Genomic DNA, 19,333 nt, shown 5'->3' with positions numbered 1-19,333 from the left:
GCTCTTGGTCTTTACTAATTATTAATTGACACGTTCGTTTGAGAGGTCTTCTTCTTCGACCATACGTAATTCTTTGCTGACAGGAGCAGGGAGGTCGTAAGAAGCTTGACCATGTTCCGCGACGTCGAGTCCACGGAGTTCATCTTCGCGTGTGATCCGAAGACCAATCGTAAGGTCGAGAACTTTTAAGAATGCGTAACTTAAGACGCTGACGATGACGACGGCAAAGACGACACCAAGTGCTTGAACGCCGAGTTGCGTAAAACCGCCACCATAGAAGAGACCAGCTTGTCCGATCCCTGTGATTTCAACGAGTCGTGGTGAAGCGAAGAATCCAGTTGCGAGTGTACCCCAGATACCAGCGACGCCATGAACGGAGAAGGCACATAATGGATCATCCACACGGCTTGCGAGAAGAATGCTCGTTCCATATGTGATGACACCAGCGAGGAAACCGATGACGACAGCTGCCCACGGTTCGACGAAGGCACAGGCTGCTGTGATGGCAACGAGTGCAGCTAACACGCCGTTGATGATCGAAGGGATATCTGCGACACGACGGTGCCAGAATGAGATGGCAAGAGCACCGAGGGCACCTGCTGCAGTCGCAAGTAACGTCGTCAAGGCAACGTAACTAAAGAATCCATCGGCAATCGTTAGTGTCGAACCAGCGTTGAAGCCGAACCAACATAACCAGAGGATGAAGGCACCAACGACAGAGTAGATGACATTGTGTCCAAGTAACGGTGTTTTTTCAGCACCGATTCGTTTCTTGAGCAGTAAAGCGGCAACGAGTGCGGCAATCCCACCTTGTAAGTGAACGACCGTTGATCCAGCGAAGTCTTGCATCCCGAGCGAACCAAGGAATCCACCTGCCCAAACGGAACGTGCGATGATCGGATAGATGATAGCAACGAAAAACGTTCCGAACAACAGGTAGACGGATAATTTAGCACGTTCTGCGAATCCACCCCAAGCGATCGCGAGGGAGACAGCGACGAATGAGAGTTGGAAGAGGAACTTCACATCAATCGTGATGTTCGACCAATCAAGACTGCTGAATCCTCCTTGTAAAAAGAATCCTTCCTTTCCGATGATAGAATTGCCATCACCGAACGTCAATCCGAATCCGATGGCCCAAAAGGCGAGAGCGGCAACCGAGAAGCTGATGATCTGTTTGACGGCGACGTGCCCCGCGTTCTTCGCCCGTAACATCCCTGTTTCTAGAAGTAAGAATCCGATTTGCATCGTAAAGACGAGCAGTGCTGCGAATAAGACATAAAACGTATCGACTGAGATAGCGAGTTGTTCCAGTTTCATTATCGTTCCTCCTTTATCCATTTAAAGTATGTGTTTACTTTAGACGGAAATACTTTCAAAGAAACGTGTTGTGTCAGAAAATCTGACATGGTATTTTTGTGGAAAGGAGTGACGAAGATGAACTACCGTGAAAAAAAGGTGATGTCGATCGGAATCGTCTGTGAATTGACCGGATTATCGGAACGTCAGATTCGTTACTATGAAGAACGAAAATTAATCTTTCCAGAACGGACGAACGGAAAGACACGAAAATATTCATTTACGGATGTCGAGCGACTTGTCGAAGTCGCGGAAAAAATTGAAGATGGCTGGCGGACACATGAAATACGTGAAAAAGAACGGAAGGTAACGGAACAGCAACGTTCTGACTTGATCCGTGGTCAATTAAACGCTGCATTCGGTCTTTACAAGAAACAGTGAACATTTCATGAACTGGTAACAGAACTGTCATTTTGTAAACGATTTATTGGCACAGACTTCTTAATTTCAGATATAATGTTTCTGTGTTCACAAACTTATCGTACGTTTTTTGGGGGCGTTAGAACGAGTATAAAGGGGTAGTTATGATGAAGAAATTCAATGATACGTTTTTGCGGGCGATCCGTGGCGAGCAGATTGATCACGTTCCCGTCTGGTACATGCGACAAGCAGGTCGTTATCAAGCGGAATATCGTGAAATCAAGAAGACACGGACGCTTTTCGAGATCACACATGACTCGGAACTAGGCGCATATGTGACAGAACTACCTGTAAAACAATTAGGGGTCGATGCAGCGATTCTGTATAAAGACATCATGACGCCACTTCCATCGATGGGCGTTGACGTCGAAATCAAGAGTGGTATCGGTCCAGTCATCGCGAACCCGATTCGCACGATGGCAGATGTCGAAGCATTACAACCATTTAACCGTGAAGATATTCCATATATCTATGAAACGATTCGTTTGTTACGGGAACGACTCGAAGTACCGTTGATTGGTTTTTCCGGGGCACCATTCACGCTTGCGAGCTATATGATTGAAGGTGGTCCTTCGAAGGGATACCATAAAACGAAAGCATTGATGTATGGACAACCTGAGGTATGGCATGCCTTAATGGAGAAACTAGGTGACATGGTCATCGATTACATCAAATCACAAGTGGATGCAGGAATCCAAGCGTTCCAAATCTTTGATTCATGGGTCGGAACGACGAGCCGGAAAGATTATGTCCGTTACATCAAGCCAACGATGGAACGCATTTTCACAGAATTAAAAGATACAGGCGTGCCGATGATCATGTTCGGTGTAGGAGCGAGTCACTTGGCAGAGGAATGGCACAGTTTACCGTTAGACGTCGTCGGACTTGATTGGCGTTTGTCGATTGACGAAGCACGTGAGCGTGGACTGACGAAACCTGTCCAAGGAAACCTCGACCCGTCTTATCTGTTAGCACCATGGGATATCCTTGAAGCAAAAACGAAGGAAATTCTCGATATGGGAATGAAGCAACCAGGATTTATCTTTAACCTCGGTCACGGCATCTTCCCGGAAGTCGATCCAGAAGTATTGAAACGTTTGACTGCATTTATCCATGATTATTCGAAAGAAAAAATGGAGGTAGGAAAATGAAGACGTTAGGACTACTTGTTATGGCGTACGGTACGCCATATAAACCAGAAGATATCGAGCGTTATTATACGCACATTCGTCGCGGGCGCAAACCGTCTCCAGAAGCATTGGCAGAGTTAACGGAACGTTACGAAGCCATCGGTGGTGTCTCACCACTCGCACAAGTCACGATTGATCAGGCTGAAGAGCTACACCGTCAACTGTCTGAGAAATATGCTGGTGAAATCGAGTTCAAACTCTATCTTGGTCTGAAACACATCGAGCCATTCGTTGAGGATGCTGTCGAGCAAATGGCAAAAGACGGCATTACGGAAGCGGTCACGGTCGTTTTAGCACCTCACTATTCGACGTTCAGTATCCGTTCATACAATGGTCGTGCGAAGGAAGTCGCGGACCAACACGGTATTCGTCTCGCATCCGTCGAATCGTGGTACAAAGAAGAAGCGTTTCTCGATTGGTGGGGTAAAGAAATTCGCAAGACGTTCGACGCTTTACCAGTATCTGAAGAGAAAGCCGTTCTCGTCGTTTCAGCACACAGTCTACCTGAAAAAATCATTGCAAACGGTGATCCATACCCAGAGCAATTGAAGGAAACAGCTGAATTGATCGCGCAACGTGCTGGTGTACCGCATATGATCACAGGCTGGCAATCGGCTGGACAAACGCCAGAACCATGGCTTGGACCAGATGTTCAGGATTTGACACGTGACGTCTACGAAGAAAAAGGATACGAAGCATTCGTCTACGTACCCGTTGGTTTCGTTGCCGATCACCTAGAAGTATTGTTCGATAATGATTACGAGTGTAAAGTCGTCTGCGACGAACTCGGAATTCATTATGCGCGACCTGTCATGCCAAACGCGGATCCAGCTTTCATGAAAGCTGTCACGGAAGCCGTCGCGAAACAGGTGGGTAGTTATGTCCAGTAAACGTCTCGTCATCGTGGGCGGTGGTATATCAGGACTTGCAGCCGCCTATTATGCAGAGAAGCAGTTTCCGGAGATGAACATCACGTTACTCGAGGCAGAGGGTCGTCTCGGTGGTAAGGTGGCGACATATCGGGACGAAGGATTGACGATCGAGCGGGGACCAGATTCGTATGTCGCACGGAAACACGTGTTGACGGATCTCATCGAAGAGATCGGATTAGGGGAGCAACTCGTTCGCAATAACACGTCGCAAGCGTATATCTTGGATGCGCGCGGTCTCCACCCGATTCCAAAAGGTGCCGTCATGGGGATCCCGACCGATTTAGAGTTATTCGCAGAGACATCTCTACTGACGGAAGAAGAAAAAGCAGAGGTGACAGAACGATTGCTTCACCCTGCTCCTGATTTGACGATTCCGGAAACAGACATCCCATTAGGGGAATACCTGCGTCCGCGTCTTGGAGATGCACTCGTCGAGAAGTTAATCGAACCGCTTCTTTCAGGCATCTATGCGGGTGATATCGACCGGATGAGTACGTTCGCGACCTACCCGCAATTCGTTGCGAATGAGCAAAAGGCGGGAAGCTTGTTCGAAGGAATGCGCCTCATGCGTCCGCTTGATCAACAACAAGGTCCGACGCTTAAAGCGACAGGTCAATTCTTATCACTTGCTACTGGACTCGAGTCTCTCGTCGAGCGTTTAGAAGAGGTGCTTGAACGGACAGAGATTCGTCTGGAGACACCACTTCGTTCAATTGAACGGGAAGAAGACGGGCGGTATCGTCTCGAAACGGATCACGGTCCAGAATATGCCGATGATATTTTGTTGACGATTCCGCATCGCCAAGTCGTGTCCCTGTTACCAGATGCGACGCTTCCAGGGCTTGCGAACCTTTCAACACACTCGACGGCGACGGTCACGTTGATTTTCGATAAGGAAACAGCGTTACCGATTGATGGAACGGGATTCATCGTCAACCGTCGGGCGCCGTATTCAATTACAGCATGCACGGCGATTGATCAAAAGTGGAATCATGCAGCACCGAATCATACCGTGCTCCGTGCCTTCATCGGACGCCCCGGAAAAGATGCACTCGTTCGTGAATCAGACGAAATGATTGAACGCGTCGTCTTAGAAGATCTTGAAAACATCTGTGGTCGTCCATTGCAACCGGAACGTGTCGTCATCAGTCGTCTCTTAGACGGCTTACCGGCCTATACGGTAGGACATGCACAGCGGATTCAAGAAGTGCGAGAAATCGTCGCTTCTCACTATCCACACATTCATTTAGCCGGACTCGCCTATGATGGTGTTGGTTTGCCAGACTGTGTAGCAGGTGTCAAAGCGACGCTTGAACAAATGGCGTTACAACAACCGGAACCATGTCCAGAATCATGACACGCCTAAACCTTTTTGAAGCTAGCAGTGCTTCAAAAAGGTTTTTTTGTCTTCAGAAGAATGACACGGAAGGAAACGGGAATAAGAGACAGAGGAATCAAAATCGAAGAATACCGTTGAAGCGGGAGGGAATCGTATGGTGGAAGTATGGAGTACGTTCACGATCATCATCGTCTACGGATTGCTTATCATGAATATCTTGGCTGTCCTGACGGTTATTTTTCTCGAGCGGCGCGATATTGGTGCGACGTGGGCATGGGTATTCATCTTGTATTTCGTTCCGCTCGTTGGATTTCTCGTCTATCTGTTTTTCGGAAGACTGTTGAAAAAAACGAATTTTTATCGTGTCACGGATGAAGAACAACTGGAACAGGATAGACGGATCGCCTTACAGAAAAAAGAACTTGTAACGATGGGACGGCACCCGATGATTCAAAAGCACCGGGATATGATTCGGATGAACCTGATGTCGAACGGTTCGTTACTCAGTCTCTCGAATCAACTACAGATTCTTTCGGATGGCGAGCAGAAGTTCAATCGGATGATTCAAGATATCCGCCAGGCTGAGCATGAAGTGAATATCCAATATTACATCATTCAGAAAGATCGCCTCGGGTTAGCATTGATCGATACATTGACCGATTGTGCCCGTCGTGGGATCAAAGTCCGTCTATTGTATGATGCTGTCGGATCACGTAGTCTCAAACGGACGGATTTCAAGGATTTACTCGCACATGAAGGAGAAGTGTTTGCCTTTTTCCCGCCGACGATTGGATTCGTTAATTTTCGATTGAACAACCGCAATCACCGTAAATCCTGTATCATCGACGGTCGAATCGGCTACATTGGTGGGTTCAACGTTGGTACGGAATATCTCGGTATCGATGAAAAGTTCGGCTACTGGCGGGATACACATTTTCGCTTGGAAGGTGACGTCGTTCACGATCAACTCGATCGCTTTATTCTCGACTGGAACCAAGCAAGTGACGTCTATACGGAAAAATCTTTGTTTTACTATGGAACGCATAGGATTCAGGATATATTACCGATGCAAATCGTCACATCGGGTCCGGATTCTCGTTCAGAGTATTTGAAGCTTGCCTTGATTAAAATGATCAACGAAGCAAAACGGACGATTTATATCCAATCGCCTTATTTCATTCCAGACACGAGTTATTTAGATGCATGTAAGGCAGCCCTGTTATCCGGAGTGGAAGTACGCATCATGATTCCGAACAAACCGGACCATCCATTCGTTTACTGGGCAACGACTGCTGCTGTAGGGGAACTGCTATCTTACGGAGCTAAAATCTACACGTATGAACCTGGATTTTTGCATGCGAAGACGATCGTCGTCGATGGAGAAATTGCTTCGGTCGGAACAACGAATATCGATGCGCGAAGTTTTCGTTTGAACTTCGAAATGAATACGATCGTCTATGACCAGGCAGTAGCGATTGAACTAGAACGGCTCTTCCTCGCCGATTGTGAGGTATCAAAGCTCATGACGGTCGAGTCGTATGCCGCGCGTTCAAGAACGATTAAATTCAAGGAAAGTATTTCGCGTTTGTTGTCACCGATCTTGTAAACCGTGTTTACGACCAGTCAAAATGTGAAAAATGGTATAGTGGTATGGAAATAGAAAAAGAGGAGAGTGAAGACGATGGCAAATCCAATCAAACTACTCGTATCAGACATGGATGGTACCGTTCTTTCAGGTAAACAACGAATTGAACCGGAGACGATTCAGGCAATTGAAGCGGCACGCGAACAAGGTGTCGAATTTGCAATCGCGACAGGACGTAACTACTTAAATGCAAAAGAATTAACAGATGCAGCAGGAATCCACTGTCCGATCATTGCTTCAAACGGGGCACGTGTGATGACCGTCGATGGAGAAGAGTTGAGTGCGACGACGTTGACGACGGAACAAGCACAGCAAATTTACGGTATCATCAGTCAATATGAAGTTTTCTTCGAGATGTTCTGTGATCGAGGACTCGTGACAGCACAAGGAGCGACGATCGACGCAGCCTATGATTCCCTGAAAGAGTTGAGTGAAGAAAGTGATCGGGCAAAACAAGTGCTTGATTTCTTCCACGATCGTTATTATGTCCACGAAGACGTCAAGATGATTGATGGATTCCGGTCGTACATTCGTAACCAAGCAGGAAAAGTATTTAAATTCATCTCATTCTCGTTTGATCAAGAATTAATGAAAAAAATCTGGCAGGAAATCGAGCAGAAGGTCGACGGTGTCTATGTCACGTCGTCAGGACACGATAACATTGAAGTCATGGCAGTCGGTGCCGATAAAGGAACGGCAGTTAAAATCCTCGCAGACCACCTCGGTGTGCCAATCGAACAGGTCGCTGTCATCGGTGATAACCTGAATGATCTTCCAATGTTCAAAGTTGCCGGCAAGGCGATCGCGATGGGGAATGGTCATGATGAGGCAAAAGCGATTGCCCATCACGTGACGAAAACAAATGATGAGCACGGCGTCGGATATGCGATTCAGCAGTTGGCGTCCCGTGCTTGGTAAGGGGGACGTTTCATGTTTAAGGCATTCAAGGAATTCGCATTTCGAGGAAATGTGATCGACTTAGCGGTCGGAGTTATTCTTGGTGCTGCGTTTAGCGGGATCATCAAATCCCTCGTCGACAGCGTCTTCATGCCGTTGATCGGTATCATCATCGGGGGCATTGATGTCAAAGGATTATCGGTCATGGTCGGAAATGCAGAGTTGCAGTACGGTCAATTTCTTCAAGCGAGCATCGAATTCTTGTTGATCGCCTTTGCGCTGTTTATCTTCGTCAAAGGCATCACTTCATTCCGAAAGAAGGAAGAGGTCGTCGAAGAAGAAGCGGTACCAACGACAGAAGAAAAATTATTGACAGAAATCAGAGATGCCTTGATTCATCAAAATGAGTCATCGACGAAAAATTGACGGATACAACAAAGCTGACTCAAAAGTCAGCATCTACAAAGATAAGGGTGGCAGAATGATGATCTGCCACCCTTATCTTGTAAAAAAAGAATGACGCGTCACACGCCACTCCTACAGGAAAAAGCGCATTATGCGCTGTCAGAGACAAACAAGACCCGCTTTCCTGCTTGAATGAAGCAGGAAAACTGGCTTGTGTCTCGCCTGAGGAAAGGGCGTGAAAAGACGAGTCATTCTTTTTTTGAGTCAGCTCCTTTTTTAAATCATAAAATTTTGAGTAATGCATTTTCAGAGCAGACTTGTAACGAAAGCTGTTTTTTCATTCCTTGATCAAATGAAATTTCTAGCACGTCGTCAACCAGGTGCAAAACGGTTCCGGGACCAAATGCTGTATGCGAGACACGCATGTTCTCAGTGATCGGAAGTGGAGGAACGCTAGCTCGCGCTGCAACAGCAGGGCGCTGGCGTTCTGCTTTTCGTTTTGCAGCGTCAGGCGTGACGAGGCGATGGACGTCTTCGACGAATGGCGAGACATCAAATGATTTCGATTTAAAACGATAGGACAGAAGATGTAGTTCGTGTCGCGCCCGTGTCATGCCGACGTAAAACAAACGTGCAGCTTCTTCCATATCATCGAGTTGTCCATTCTTGTACGCCTTGATCGTATCAGCCGATGGAAGAATACCAGAAACGAGATCAATCATGAAAACGCGATCGAATTCAAGTCCTTTTGCACTGTGAAAGGTCGAAAGGGTGACCGCATTTTGATTTTTATTTTGTTTCGCATCACGCATCAATTGTTCGAGATGCGTGATCCGTTCACGAAAAGCGAGTAGCGTTGGTACATCACTTGCGATGTTATCAATCGTATTCAGTGTTTCAAGCAGGTGATCGAGACTAAAACCGAGACTCTCACTCATTTTCCGCAAATTCTTTTCGTAACCCAGTTCATGACGAATCAGAGAGAGGGCAGCAGAGGGTCGAACGGTTTGGATGGAAGCGAACGTGCGCTTCATTTGTTGAAGTTGTTTCTTTTGATAAAACTTCATCTCGATTTTGTTTATGAGTAGATCAAATACAGATTCACCCGTACCGAACTGTTGCAATTGAGAAAGTTGCGCTTTTGAAATGTACCCGGCGAATTTTGTATGAATAGTTGCTAACACATCGATATCTGTCGGATCTTGTGCGAATGTCATGAAGTTTAAGATATCCTTCAAAATCCAATGACTGAAGAATTTATGATCGACATCCTTAATATAAAACGGAATATTTGCTTGATCCAACGCATTCATGACGTTGATCGAAGAAGCATTGTTACGATATAAGATGGCCACTTCGCGGTAATTCGTCTCTGTCCGTAGTTGATTCAACAGATAGCGGGTCTGATCCTCGTAAGTTGATAACGTCTCTAAGATGATCGGACGAACAGCAGCGTTCTCCGTGAACATCTGTTTCGGATAGCGTGCTTTATTGCGCTGAATGAATTGGTTCGCGACGGATACGATGTCTTGAGACGAACGATAATTTTGTTCCATGTAAAGAATCGTCGCATTCGGATACGTATCTTTGAAGTGCAAAATTTTAGAAGCGTCCGCGCCACGCCAGCTGTATAGCGTCTGATCATCGTCTGCAACGACACAAAGTCGGTTATGCGGTAAGGCTAACTTTTCGACCAATTGATGTTGAACGAGTGACGTATCCTGGCTCTCATCCGTTAGGATATAGTCAAAGCGACGCTGATAATGTTGCAACAGACGACGGTCTTGCTCCAAAATCGTATTCGCATACGTCAACATATCATCAAAGTCGAGTAACGGATGTAAGGGATCACGCGACTTGAATTGTTCATACGCCACATAGATATCAGGGAAATGTTTGATCGTCGTCGGTACTGCCTTGATTTCCTTTAAAGAAAGAAGACGGTTCTTGACGAAGGAAATCATCCGTAATAACTCATCCATCTGGTCGTCGGTAATGACACTCCGATTAATTTCCTGGAAAATACGCCGGAGTAACATGCGTTTATGTGGCGCATTCGGATGTTGTTGATCCATTGGTCCCTCAATGATCGTATAGGAGAGACGTTGCTGGGACGTATGATCCCGAACGACTTGAAAAGCAAAGCTATGAATCGTCGAGAATGCCGCTGTCGTTCCAATTAATTCGTGAAATAGATGATAAAAACGATCCGCCATCTCGCGAGCTGCTGCCTTACTGAAGGTCAGCCCTAAAATACGATGTGGTTCGATCTTTTTTTGTAAAATCAAATAGGCAATCTTAAAATTAAGCGTCGTTGTTTTTCCAGAGCCGGGTGAGGCGAGTAACAGCAACGGACCATGGTCATGTTCGATTGCCTGTTGTTGGACAGGATTCAGTTGAATGCCGGTCAATCGCTCCATCTGTTCGAAAAAATCTTCATGCATGATACAGTTCACCTCGAGCGTATTTATTTCTCGTCCAATAATCGAACTTTCCCTAGTGTATCATTTTTAGTGTCAGGATTGGATTACGGAAAGAAGAACCGTGGAATAAAGAGACAAGAGCCTATTGGATGTTATGTAAGACGAGTACCCTAAAAGACTAGGCAAATGGATACAAAAACATTAAAATGGGAATAGATGTAAGAGAGTACTCTCTTGTCCTGTACAAAGAGGGAAGGCGGAATGAGAATGTCTGTAGTGAAATTACACATGTATACGAATGAACATTATGAACAATGTGATGCGTTCATTCTTCCGGAAGAACAAGTCCAGTTTACTTCTTTTCCGACGGATGTCGTCACAGATGCAGTTGCCCATCCAGATAAATTCCCGGTTGTCATCAAAAAAGACGAGCTCGTCGTCGGATTTTTTATTCTTCATCTTAACCCCCCTAAAACACATCGAACACATGAACAAAGTGTCCTATTACGTGCCTTTTCCATTGATGCACGCCATCAACAGCAAGGATATGCGAAAGAGGCAATGATGCAGTTGCCAGAGTTCGTGCATCATCATTTTCCAGAAGTCACAGCGATTACACTAGCGGTCAATAAAAAGAATATTGCTGCAAAATCACTGTACTTCAAGACGGGATACGTCGATACGTTACAGTCCGTCATGGGTCCGATTGGGGAGCAACACATCCTTGCCTTTGATTTAGAAAAAGAACTACGATTGAAGCATTGAATTAAAAAAAGCATTTTCCTGATTCTATTCAGGAAAATGCTTTTTTTACTTAAGATAAATCGTAGAGTGATAGATGCGCACCTGCTTCACCAGAGAAGACAATCCCTCGACTGGATGTTTTCGGGAAAATCCGTCCAGATGCAACGGCTTCTCCGTCATTCAGGAAAAGTTCAAACGAAGAACGATCCACGAACAAACGTAATGTATGCAAGTCCTTCGCAAGAATCGTCGATCGCGAAGTACCGAATGATTCGGCAGGGACTTCCGCACCTGAACGGCTTCGATCGATTGTAAATTGACGTGATACAGCATCGTAGTGGAATACCGTCTCTTCTGTAGCGTCTTGACGAATCGAGAAGCGGAACGAGTCCGACGACAGTTTTAAGTCTGTCATCACGAGCTCGAAAATCTCGGCTTCCGCAATTGTCACGTCTTGTTCGAAAAGAATCGTTTCGTCAAACAGCGTCTCTTTTCGTAGCTGTGTCAGTTCACGGACAGGTCGTTGACAAAGTTGCCCCTGTTCGATCGTTAATTCACGTGGCAATGTCAAAGCATGTGCCCAGTTATAGATGTCAGAAGGATAACTGATATCCGGTAACCCCATCCAACCAACAAGAATCCGTCGACCATCTGCCGCCTCAGTTGTTTGTGGCGCGTAGAAGTCAAATCCGAAATCGAGTTCTTGGAACGATTCGTGTGTGAATGTTAAGTCGGGTAAAGCTAACGGTTCGCCGATGAAATAACCGGACTGGAAAATATTTTGATAGTTCGGACCATCTGGTTCAATCCCTTGAGGGCTAAAGAGGAGGATTCCTTTTCCATCAAGCTCGAAATAATCAGGACATTCCCACATATAACCGAATGTCGGGTAGTTCGTCTGTAACTCACCGAGGAATGTCCAGTGCTCTGCATCTTGAGACTGATAGATGACAGTACAACCCGTCAAGTCAATGCGCTGTGCACCAATGATGCAGTACCAGGTGCCCGATGCATCTTGGAAGACTTTCGGATCACGGAAATGTTCCGTATATCCTTCAGGAACGTTTGGGATAGCAGGTGGTAAATGTTTTTCGATTCGTCCATCCGAGCGGAGATGACCGACGATTTGGCTCGTATGGCGATTCCAATCCGCATCCCGTTTATTACCGGTGTACATGATGTGCACTTGATCATCTTTAATGAAGCCACTACCGGAATAAGCACCGTGCGAATCAGGATCGTCATTTGGGATCAAGGCGGCTCCTTCATCGAACCAATGTACAAGATCTTTTGATGTCATGTGATACCAGTACTTCAGCCCGTGTACGGGTCCGAGTGGAAACCATTGATAAAACAAATGATAGAGACCATCATGATAGACGAAGCCGTTCGGATCATTCAAAAGTCCGGTCGGAGGTTGAATATGGTAAGAAAATCGCCAAGGAGATGTTCGAACTTCTTCCTTCATCGCTTGGTAAACGCTCGGATCGACATCCGAGAGGGGACGGTATCGTGCTTCACGTGTCCATTGATTCATGTTGACAGCTCCTCGTTGAAAAATTATACGCTTCTCGTTCACCTTACGGAGGAGAGCTGCGCTTGTCAATCCTCCGTCCTGAATGGTCATTGAACGGACATACATCCTCTGCCGTTTTGCTTCGAACGATAGAGCGCTAAATCAGCGCGATGCATGACTTGTTCAAGTGATTCTCCTGTCACCTGTTCGGCGACTCCGATACTCATCCCGATGTGGACGGTTTGTTCTTCTAAGTGATACGGCATCGAGACGTGAGCGATCCATTGTTCACCTAAGTATCGTGCTTCTGTTAAGGATTGAGTGGTCAAGACGATGATGAACTCATCGCCGCCCAGACGAGCCACGAATCCACCAGGTGGAAGCAACTGTTCGAGACGTTGACTGACCTCGATCAGCAGGAGATCACCTAGCGCGTGACCATACGTATCATTGACTGCTTTAAAGCCGTCTAAATCAAGGCAAAGATAGATAGAATGCGTTTCTGCAGGCAATTGTTCGATGTATTGAGCAAGACCGTTGCGGTTCGCGAGACCAGTCAGGCTATCGCGTTGTGACAAGCGTTCAAACGTTAATTTCTCTTGTTCGGTATGTAGCAAGCGATGAATCAGTCGTTGTAAGGCATCCGTCAGTGTCTCGATTTCTCGGATTCCACGATGATTCGGGAGTGATTTTGATGGATCATCCTGCATCTGTTGTGCGGCATGTGTGATTTTTAATAATGGTCGTGTCAATAGCTTCGCTAACATCCAGCCAAGTACGGCTGTAACGAAAGAGGCAATCAAACCAGCGATGAAAATCGTTTGACGTAAAGCATCGGCATCAGCGAACGCAATCGAAGTCGGTTGACGTACGAGAACCGTCCAACCTAAGCCATCGTAATCCTTGTAACCTCGGCTTGTGCTTTGACCAGAGACAAATTCTTTCCCTTGCCAGGAAGCGGTCGCAGAAGCATTCGAAGTCAGCGTTACGCTATCGGGTAATGTTTTACCGCTCCATCCGCTTGGTCCAAGTAAAATCGTTTTTCGATCTTGACTAATGATGAAGACATCGACTTGTTGGAGAGAGGACGTGGCGCTCTGAAAACTTTGTTCGATTGCTTTTGCCCATTCGAAGCTGAGATGTGTCGCAAGGACACCAGAAAATCGACCCTTATCATACAAAGGTGTACTAATATCGACGAACTGTAACGGTTCACCGCTTGGGTTCGGCAATAATTTTGCGAGTAGGACAGCTTCATGGACATCTCCGATGAATGGTTGTGATAAGGCTTGTTGGAAGACGGGACGTTCCTTGATCGACGTTCCTTCCAGAATCTGATTCGTTGACGCAACGACGTTACCTTCCGTATCTAATCGACCAATCCAAGAAAAGTCAGGAATCTGCCGTTGTAACTCTTCGAGTGTCCGTCGCGTTTCTGTTTTTTGTTCTGTTTGTTGAATCGTTGATAAGGAACCCAGCAATTTTACTTCGGCATAACGTGACCACATGTAATGATCAAGCTTATCAGATAGTTGGTGAGCGGTCGTTGACAGATTCATCCCGACTTCCGATTGGAGTCGGTTTGTTGCATGTTGACTAATGAAGAAAGTTAATCCGAGCGTCATGCTAAAAAATAGCAGGGAAATCAATCCCGCTAACAAAACATCAAAGCGAAGTGAGGGTTTGGACATTGTGTGATACTCCATTCATACGTTTTCATTTGTTTTTACTTACATCATACACGTAGACATCTACGAGTTGTTCGCGGTTCGAGAAACTCGTTCGCGCGTATCGGAAATCGTGTTTTTCCCAAAAACGACGGGCTCTTAAATTATCAGGTAAGACCGCGAGATGAATGTGAGGTTCCTGACTTAGGAATCGATCACAAAAAGCGGATAGTAACCGACTACTAATTCCCGTACCGTGTTGAGAAACATCCATTAAGAATAAACCGATCCAAGGTGTACCGTCTTTTGGATGCTTCGGTAGGTAGTCAATCAGTAAGACGGGTTCTCCGTCCACATATCCAATCAGCGATACGGTATCGGGATTTAAAAACTCTTCCTGTAAGGTCGAATCAGAGAGCGGAAGCATTCGTTCTTCTAAGAGCGCATATTCAGGAACGCTCGCGTACAACGATTGGATGATCGGAAAGTGATCATGTGTTACTTGTTCAAAAAGAATCATCTAGCGACTCCATTCTTTATTTTTAGTATAAAATTTCTGCTGTTACGCCTTTTTAATTGGAATCGGATTACATATTTGTAAGAAATGAAACTTATCCTTTAAAATCACGTACACTAATAGCATAGACAAAATATGAATGAGGAGGAAGAGCAGATGTTAAAGATTGAAAATATCTCAAAGCGTCTCGGGAAAGAGCAAATTTTAAAAGACGTCAGTTTTGAGGTATCCCCAGGAGAAGTGTTCGGCTTCCTCGGACCGAACGGAGCAGGGAAGACGACGACGATTCGCATCATCACGGGACTACTCGAGCAGGATGCAGGGAAAGTCACGGTCAATGGATTTGATGTCGTAGAAGAGCGTTCGAAAGCGTTGACGCAAATTGGAGCAATCGTGGAGAATCCAGCGTTTTATCCTTATCTGACAGGAAAACAAAACTTGGTTCATGCAAAAAACCTCATTCCGGGACTCGGTCAAGTTGATTATGATGCACTAGCACGACTCGTTGGTCTTGAAGGAAAGCTTTCAAAAAAAGTCGGAGAGTACTCACTCGGAATGAAGCAACGACTCGGAATTGCTCGTGCCTTGCTACATAACCCGCGCGTCTTGATTTTAGATGAACCAACGAATGGTCTGGATCCATCCGGGATTGCGGAGCTTCGTGAATATTTACGCCAAATGGCGCGTGAGCAAGACATCGCGATTTTAATTTCAAGCCATATGTTGAGTGAGATGGAACAAATCAGTGATCGTTACGCGATCATCGATCAGGGTGTCATCAAGTCGGTCGAGTCCGTTCGTAATGAAACCGGAGCGAAAATCGCTCTTCGTGTCAATGCGGAAGCGATGACAGATGTACTCGATGCCCTTCGCGTCGCAAACTACCCATCAGAAGTACTCGAGAATAAAATCATTATCACCGCACCGGAAAGTGAATGTCCAGCTATCGCTCGACTCGTCGTGCCGATTGCCGATTTACATGAACTGACCGTTAAACGTTTGACGCTTGAGGAACAATTCCTGCAAGTAACGAAAAAAGAGGGGGATTCACATGCTTTCGCTCATACAAAATGAATGGATGAAATGGTGGACGACTAAAAAAGCGAAGATTGTCTTAGCACTATATGTCGTTATTGCAGTTGGTATTATCATCATTGCAAAGACGAATGATTTTGAGTTCACACGTTATGATTATTATTCATTAACGTTCCTTTTACTGACATCTCTATTAGGAATCATCACGATTGTCTTCACGGCAGAAGCCATCGGGAATGAAGTACGTTATGACACGATGAAACACTTATTAATGAGTCCGTATTCACGAATGACGATTTATTTCTCGAAACTTATTTTTTCGATCTTGATCATGTTGCTCCAATTCGTGTTCATCGCTGCGATCGTCTACGCAGGCTCATTTGCGTTTTCAGAGGCAGGAGATCCAATTCTGTTCCGCGATACGCTCGTCGAAGTTGTCAGTCCGATTTTTACAATATTCATGACGTTATTCTTCTCATTGTTGTTCCGTTCTGTTGGAATGATTATCGGCTTCACCGTACTAGCACAGTTCTTTACGAGCATTGCGGGTAACTTACTGGTTGGTTTCAAACCAGCAATCGCTAAGTGGATCGTATTCATGCATTTAGACTGGTCAATGTATTTCAAGGATTCTATGACCTATGGTACGAGTGAAGCGATGGGAACAACTTTGACGTTCTCCGCCTTGTTCGTATTGGCTCATATCATCGTCTTGTTAGGTGCATCGATTCTTGTCTTCCAAAGAAAATCATATACGTAAATGAAAGAGCTGCTATTGATAGATGAATTTGTCTATCAATAGCAGCTCTTTTACAGTATTCAAGAACTTGTCCGTTTAGGTGGACGTGCCGTAATCGGGAACAATCGCTGAAACCATTCGATCAGTGGACCGTTCAATAAGAGGAAAATGAAAGTTCCGACTCCGATGCCGATCAGTTCGCGTTCAATCAGTGAAAAGAGGCAAGCAATCAAAAAAGGAATACCGAGGCTGATCGTTGCTCCGAGCGATGTACTTTTAAAGCGGCTGATCAGTGACTTCATCAAGTAATCCGGTGGCATCAATACGAATCCGATTTGGAGATAGAGGGCGAGTCCAAGTGAAATCAATGGCATACCGATCAACATGTACACGGCGCGCATCCAAAGTCCCTGTGGTGTGTAAATCAATTGATGGATCGATAAGAAGAAATCAATCGCAGCGCCGAAAAGGACGACGAGTGCAAAACTGAGAACAATCGTCCACCAACTAAATCGACTCCCGAGAGAAAGTGCTGCAATCAAAGCAAGCACATGTAAGACGATGATCGCTAGTCCGACAGTTAACGGTGAGATGGCCGCGACGGCCTCACTCGCTGAAGTCCAAGGTGCACTCCCGATCGAGGCGGTCACCATGAAGCTGTTTCCTAAGGCGTTAATTAAAATAGAGAATAAATAGATGACAATCCGTTTTTGCTGACTCATTGACGTGCACAGACGGTAGGACTGCGCGTTCACCTCCTGAAAAGAAATCGTTTCGTTAAGCTATACCCTAATCGTAGCGCTCTTTTCACTTATTTTCATGAAAAGAGCATTGCCTATTCCTCCTATTTCACGACATACTTAGGACACATTACGAATCAGGGGGAGAACATATGACATATTTTGGACAGAAGATCCTGCCTTCCGTTAGAAAATTAGAAGACTTTGAAAAGATGCTGAAGAGTCCATATGAATATGGGGTCTTACTCGAAATGCACGTATCGCGCTTAAAAGCAGTCTATGAGATGGCGCATCGTTACGACAAAAAAATGTTTTTGCACATGGATCTCGTTCAAGGATTAAAAAATGATGAATACGCAACGGAATACGTCTGCCAAGAATTAAAGCCGTATGGTGTCATTTCGACGAAGGCGAGCGTCATCTTGAAAGCACGTCAAAAAAAGGTCAAGACGATGCAACGCATGTTCTTACTCGATTCCAGTTCACTCGAAAAAAGTTATCAACTCATGGAACGGACGCAACCTGATTACATCGAGGTGTTACCTGGATTAATGCCAAAGTACATTCAAGAAGTGAAAGAAAAGACGGGGCGTCTCGTATTCGCCGGTGGACTCATCGATACGGTCGAGGAAGTGGAACAAGCAATTGAAGCAGGTGCCTCAAGTATCACAACATCGAATAAGGACTTGTGGCGTCATTTTGAACCACGCTCCTAACCGGATTGTGATGAAAATCATTCGGATTGTTTGACAGCGTTTTCACTGATTGTTATAGTGATATCAAGTTGATACAAAGTGACGGAGAAAAGGGAGATTCACGTGTGAGTCCTGCTTGAAGAACATTCAAGTGTGAACTGACGTGGATCTCCTTTTTATGTTGCTTTTTTCACATAACCAAAAGGAGGAACACATATGTCACCCATTTTAGCGGAATTTTTAGGCACAGCTTTGCTTGTCGCGCTTGGGAACGGTGTAGGTGCAGGCGTTAGTTTGACGAAATCGTTTGCAAAGGATGCAGGCTGGATCGTCATCACGTTTGCGTGGGGTTTTGCCGTGGCGATTGCAGCGTATGCCGTCGGTCAATTCAGTGGAGCACACCTTAACCCAGCAGTAACGCTTGGTTTAGCCTTTGACGGTTCATTTGCATGGACGGACGTACCAGGCTATATCGTCGCTCAAATTGCCGGCGGGATACTTGGTGCAAGTCTTGTTTTCGTCCATTACTTACCACATTGGGCAGAGACGAAAGACCCAGCAGCGAAACTCGGCGTCTTTGCGACGTCACCAGCGATTCCACATACATTTGCCAATCTAATGAGTGAAATGATTGCGACATTCTTACTTGTCATCGGGTTGTTGTCGATCGGAGCGAATAAGTTCTCAGATGGTCTGAATCCATTGATCGTCGGTTTCTTGATCGTCAGCCTCGGTATGTCATTCGGAGGCACGACAGGATATGCGATGAATCCGGCGCGGGACCTTGGTCCACGTATCGCTCACTTCATCTTACCGATTCATGGAAAAGGATCATCGAACTGGGGATACTCATGGATTCCGGTTCTCGGACCAGTTCTCGGTGGAAGTCTTGGCGGATTGTTTTATCGTTCGGTCTTCACAGGAAAAGATACACCGGCTTTTTGGATTGTAGGACTTGTGACAATCGTCATATTAGGCTTATGCTATAGATTCGGTGTTCGTCCGAACAAAACAACGTCAGTGGAGTCAAAGTCAGCTTAACTTATTTAGATACAAAAGGATGGGGAAGA

General features: G+C 45.7%; 18 protein-coding genes. 12 read left to right on the top strand and 6 right to left on the bottom strand.

What is annotated here, in order from left to right; all coding sequences use genetic code 11:
* Positions 1 to 21 precede the first annotated feature (21 nt).
* On the bottom strand, positions 22 to 1,320 hold the full coding sequence (locus tag AYO36_RS10745) for an ammonium transporter (RefSeq protein WP_064300381.1): 1,299 nt from the start codon (positions 1,318 to 1,320) through the stop codon (positions 22 to 24).
* Between the two features lie 117 nt (positions 1,321 to 1,437).
* Between AYO36_RS10745 and AYO36_RS10740 the strand changes: the two genes are divergently transcribed.
* From AYO36_RS10740 to mscL, 7 genes are all read left to right on the top strand, one after another.
* Entirely contained in the window at positions 1,438 to 1,740 is a 303-nt protein-coding gene (locus tag AYO36_RS10740) for a MerR family transcriptional regulator (RefSeq protein WP_023467353.1), read from the top strand.
* A gap of 143 nt (positions 1,741 to 1,883) precedes the next feature.
* Positions 1,884 to 2,930 (top strand): uroporphyrinogen decarboxylase, encoded by a 1,047-nt coding sequence (hemE, locus tag AYO36_RS10735; RefSeq protein WP_023467354.1) that lies wholly within the window; start codon positions 1,884 to 1,886, stop codon positions 2,928 to 2,930.
* On the top strand, positions 2,927 to 3,859 hold the full coding sequence (gene hemH / locus AYO36_RS10730; RefSeq protein WP_064300380.1) for a ferrochelatase: 933 nt from the start codon (positions 2,927 to 2,929) through the stop codon (positions 3,857 to 3,859). The genes hemE and hemH overlap by 4 nt, the downstream gene beginning before the upstream one ends.
* A complete protein-coding gene (hemG, locus tag AYO36_RS10725; RefSeq protein WP_064300379.1) occupies positions 3,849 to 5,258 on the top strand; it encodes a protoporphyrinogen oxidase in 1,410 nt (469 codons plus the stop codon). Before hemH ends, hemG begins: the two co-directional genes overlap by 11 nt.
* A 136-nt stretch (positions 5,259 to 5,394) precedes the next feature.
* Positions 5,395 to 6,846, top strand: a complete 1,452-nt coding sequence (cls, locus tag AYO36_RS10720; RefSeq protein ID WP_064300378.1) for a cardiolipin synthase — start codon at positions 5,395 to 5,397, stop codon at positions 6,844 to 6,846.
* Between the two features lie 75 nt (positions 6,847 to 6,921).
* Positions 6,922 to 7,803 (top strand): Cof-type HAD-IIB family hydrolase, encoded by an 882-nt coding sequence (locus tag AYO36_RS10715; RefSeq protein ID WP_064300377.1) that lies wholly within the window; start codon positions 6,922 to 6,924, stop codon positions 7,801 to 7,803.
* A gap of 12 nt (positions 7,804 to 7,815) precedes the next feature.
* A complete protein-coding gene (gene mscL, locus AYO36_RS10710; protein WP_023467359.1) occupies positions 7,816 to 8,208 on the top strand; it encodes a large-conductance mechanosensitive channel protein MscL in 393 nt (130 codons plus the stop codon).
* 260 nt (positions 8,209 to 8,468) lie between these two features.
* Here mscL and AYO36_RS10705 read toward each other — a convergent pair whose 3' ends face one another.
* Positions 8,469 to 10,631: an ATP-dependent helicase gene (locus AYO36_RS10705; protein ID WP_064300376.1), complete on the bottom strand. Its 2,163-nt coding sequence runs from the start codon at positions 10,629 to 10,631 to the stop codon at positions 8,469 to 8,471.
* A 246-nt stretch (positions 10,632 to 10,877) separates the two neighbouring features.
* On the opposite strand from AYO36_RS10705, the gene AYO36_RS10700 reads away from it, so the two are divergent.
* The gene (locus AYO36_RS10700) at positions 10,878 to 11,375 is read left to right on the top strand and encodes a GNAT family N-acetyltransferase (RefSeq protein ID WP_064300431.1); all 498 of its coding nucleotides are present in this window, start codon (positions 10,878 to 10,880) and stop codon (positions 11,373 to 11,375) included.
* A 49-nt stretch (positions 11,376 to 11,424) separates the two neighbouring features.
* Here the strand turns inward: AYO36_RS10700 and AYO36_RS10695 are convergent, their stop codons facing one another.
* From AYO36_RS10695 to AYO36_RS10685, 3 genes are all read right to left on the bottom strand, one after another.
* Positions 11,425 to 12,891 (bottom strand): glycoside hydrolase family 32 protein, encoded by a 1,467-nt coding sequence (locus AYO36_RS10695; RefSeq protein ID WP_064300375.1) that lies wholly within the window; start codon positions 12,889 to 12,891, stop codon positions 11,425 to 11,427.
* Between the two features lie 86 nt (positions 12,892 to 12,977).
* Positions 12,978 to 14,561 carry a diguanylate cyclase domain-containing protein gene (locus tag AYO36_RS10690; protein WP_064300374.1) on the bottom strand — a complete coding sequence of 528 codons (1,584 nt, stop codon included), beginning with the start codon at positions 14,559 to 14,561 and terminating at the stop codon, positions 12,978 to 12,980.
* Positions 14,562 to 14,586: 25 nt separating this feature from the next.
* Positions 14,587 to 15,057 (bottom strand): GNAT family N-acetyltransferase, encoded by a 471-nt coding sequence (locus AYO36_RS10685; protein ID WP_064300373.1) that lies wholly within the window; start codon positions 15,055 to 15,057, stop codon positions 14,587 to 14,589.
* Positions 15,058 to 15,210: 153 nt separating this feature from the next.
* On the opposite strand from AYO36_RS10685, the gene AYO36_RS10680 reads away from it, so the two are divergent.
* Together AYO36_RS10680 and AYO36_RS10675 are read left to right on the top strand one after the other, a co-directional pair.
* Entirely contained in the window at positions 15,211 to 16,128 is a 918-nt protein-coding gene (locus AYO36_RS10680) for an ABC transporter ATP-binding protein (RefSeq protein WP_029340951.1), read from the top strand.
* Positions 16,106 to 16,849: an ABC transporter permease gene (locus tag AYO36_RS10675; RefSeq protein ID WP_064300372.1), complete on the top strand. Its 744-nt coding sequence runs from the start codon at positions 16,106 to 16,108 to the stop codon at positions 16,847 to 16,849. The genes AYO36_RS10680 and AYO36_RS10675 overlap by 23 nt, the downstream gene beginning before the upstream one ends.
* A 59-nt stretch (positions 16,850 to 16,908) precedes the next feature.
* Here AYO36_RS10675 and AYO36_RS10670 read toward each other — a convergent pair whose 3' ends face one another.
* The gene (locus tag AYO36_RS10670; RefSeq protein ID WP_064300371.1) at positions 16,909 to 17,550 is read right to left on the bottom strand and encodes a YczE/YyaS/YitT family protein; all 642 of its coding nucleotides are present in this window, start codon (positions 17,548 to 17,550) and stop codon (positions 16,909 to 16,911) included.
* Positions 17,551 to 17,720: 170 nt separating this feature from the next.
* Here AYO36_RS10670 and AYO36_RS10665 point away from each other — a divergent pair, with 170 nt between their 5' ends.
* On the top strand, positions 17,721 to 18,284 hold the full coding sequence (locus tag AYO36_RS10665) for a glycerol-3-phosphate responsive antiterminator (protein ID WP_023467370.1): 564 nt from the start codon (positions 17,721 to 17,723) through the stop codon (positions 18,282 to 18,284).
* Between the two features lie 195 nt (positions 18,285 to 18,479).
* Positions 18,480 to 19,304: an MIP/aquaporin family protein gene (locus AYO36_RS10660; protein WP_064300370.1), complete on the top strand. Its 825-nt coding sequence runs from the start codon at positions 18,480 to 18,482 to the stop codon at positions 19,302 to 19,304.
* Positions 19,305 to 19,333 lie beyond the last annotated feature (29 nt).

Source organism: Exiguobacterium sp. KKBO11 (assembly GCF_001644945.1).
Lineage (GTDB): Bacteria > Bacillota > Bacilli > Exiguobacteriales > Exiguobacteriaceae > Exiguobacterium_A > Exiguobacterium_A abrahamii.
The sequence above is the reverse complement of the archived record's forward strand: the minus strand, read 5'-3'. Positions and strand labels throughout refer to the sequence as shown.

What these genes read in the sequence shown, in the direction of transcription:
- AYO36_RS10660 (WP_064300370.1), top strand. Translation starts at nt 18,480, where the DNA reads ATGTCACCCATTTTAGCGGAATTTTTAGGCACAGCTTTGCTTGTCGCG.
- mscL (WP_023467359.1), top strand. Translation starts at nt 7,816, where the DNA reads ATGTTTAAGGCATTCAAGGAATTCGCATTTCGAGGAAATGTGATCGAC.
- AYO36_RS10665 (WP_023467370.1), top strand. Translation starts at nt 17,721, where the DNA reads ATGACATATTTTGGACAGAAGATCCTGCCTTCCGTTAGAAAATTAGAA.
- AYO36_RS10685 (WP_064300373.1), bottom strand. Translation starts at nt 15,057, where the DNA reads ATGATTCTTTTTGAACAAGTAACACATGATCACTTTCCGATCATCCAA.
- AYO36_RS10670 (WP_064300371.1), bottom strand. Translation starts at nt 17,550, where the DNA reads ATGAGTCAGCAAAAACGGATTGTCATCTATTTATTCTCTATTTTAATT.
- AYO36_RS10745 (WP_064300381.1), bottom strand. Translation starts at nt 1,320, where the DNA reads ATGAAACTGGAACAACTCGCTATCTCAGTCGATACGTTTTATGTCTTA.
- AYO36_RS10675 (WP_064300372.1), top strand. Translation starts at nt 16,106, where the DNA reads ATGCTTTCGCTCATACAAAATGAATGGATGAAATGGTGGACGACTAAA.
- hemH (WP_064300380.1), top strand. Translation starts at nt 2,927, where the DNA reads ATGAAGACGTTAGGACTACTTGTTATGGCGTACGGTACGCCATATAAA.
- AYO36_RS10715 (WP_064300377.1), top strand. Translation starts at nt 6,922, where the DNA reads ATGGCAAATCCAATCAAACTACTCGTATCAGACATGGATGGTACCGTT.
- hemG (WP_064300379.1), top strand. Translation starts at nt 3,849, where the DNA reads ATGTCCAGTAAACGTCTCGTCATCGTGGGCGGTGGTATATCAGGACTT.
- AYO36_RS10695 (WP_064300375.1), bottom strand. Translation starts at nt 12,891, where the DNA reads ATGAATCAATGGACACGTGAAGCACGATACCGTCCCCTCTCGGATGTC.
- AYO36_RS10690 (WP_064300374.1), bottom strand. Translation starts at nt 14,561, where the DNA reads ATGTCCAAACCCTCACTTCGCTTTGATGTTTTGTTAGCGGGATTGATT.
- AYO36_RS10680 (WP_029340951.1), top strand. Translation starts at nt 15,211, where the DNA reads ATGTTAAAGATTGAAAATATCTCAAAGCGTCTCGGGAAAGAGCAAATT.
- AYO36_RS10705 (WP_064300376.1), bottom strand. Translation starts at nt 10,631, where the DNA reads ATGCATGAAGATTTTTTCGAACAGATGGAGCGATTGACCGGCATTCAA.
- AYO36_RS10700 (WP_064300431.1), top strand. Translation starts at nt 10,878, where the DNA reads ATGTCTGTAGTGAAATTACACATGTATACGAATGAACATTATGAACAA.
- cls (WP_064300378.1), top strand. Translation starts at nt 5,395, where the DNA reads ATGGTGGAAGTATGGAGTACGTTCACGATCATCATCGTCTACGGATTG.
- AYO36_RS10740 (WP_023467353.1), top strand. Translation starts at nt 1,438, where the DNA reads ATGAACTACCGTGAAAAAAAGGTGATGTCGATCGGAATCGTCTGTGAA.
- hemE (WP_023467354.1), top strand. Translation starts at nt 1,884, where the DNA reads ATGATGAAGAAATTCAATGATACGTTTTTGCGGGCGATCCGTGGCGAG.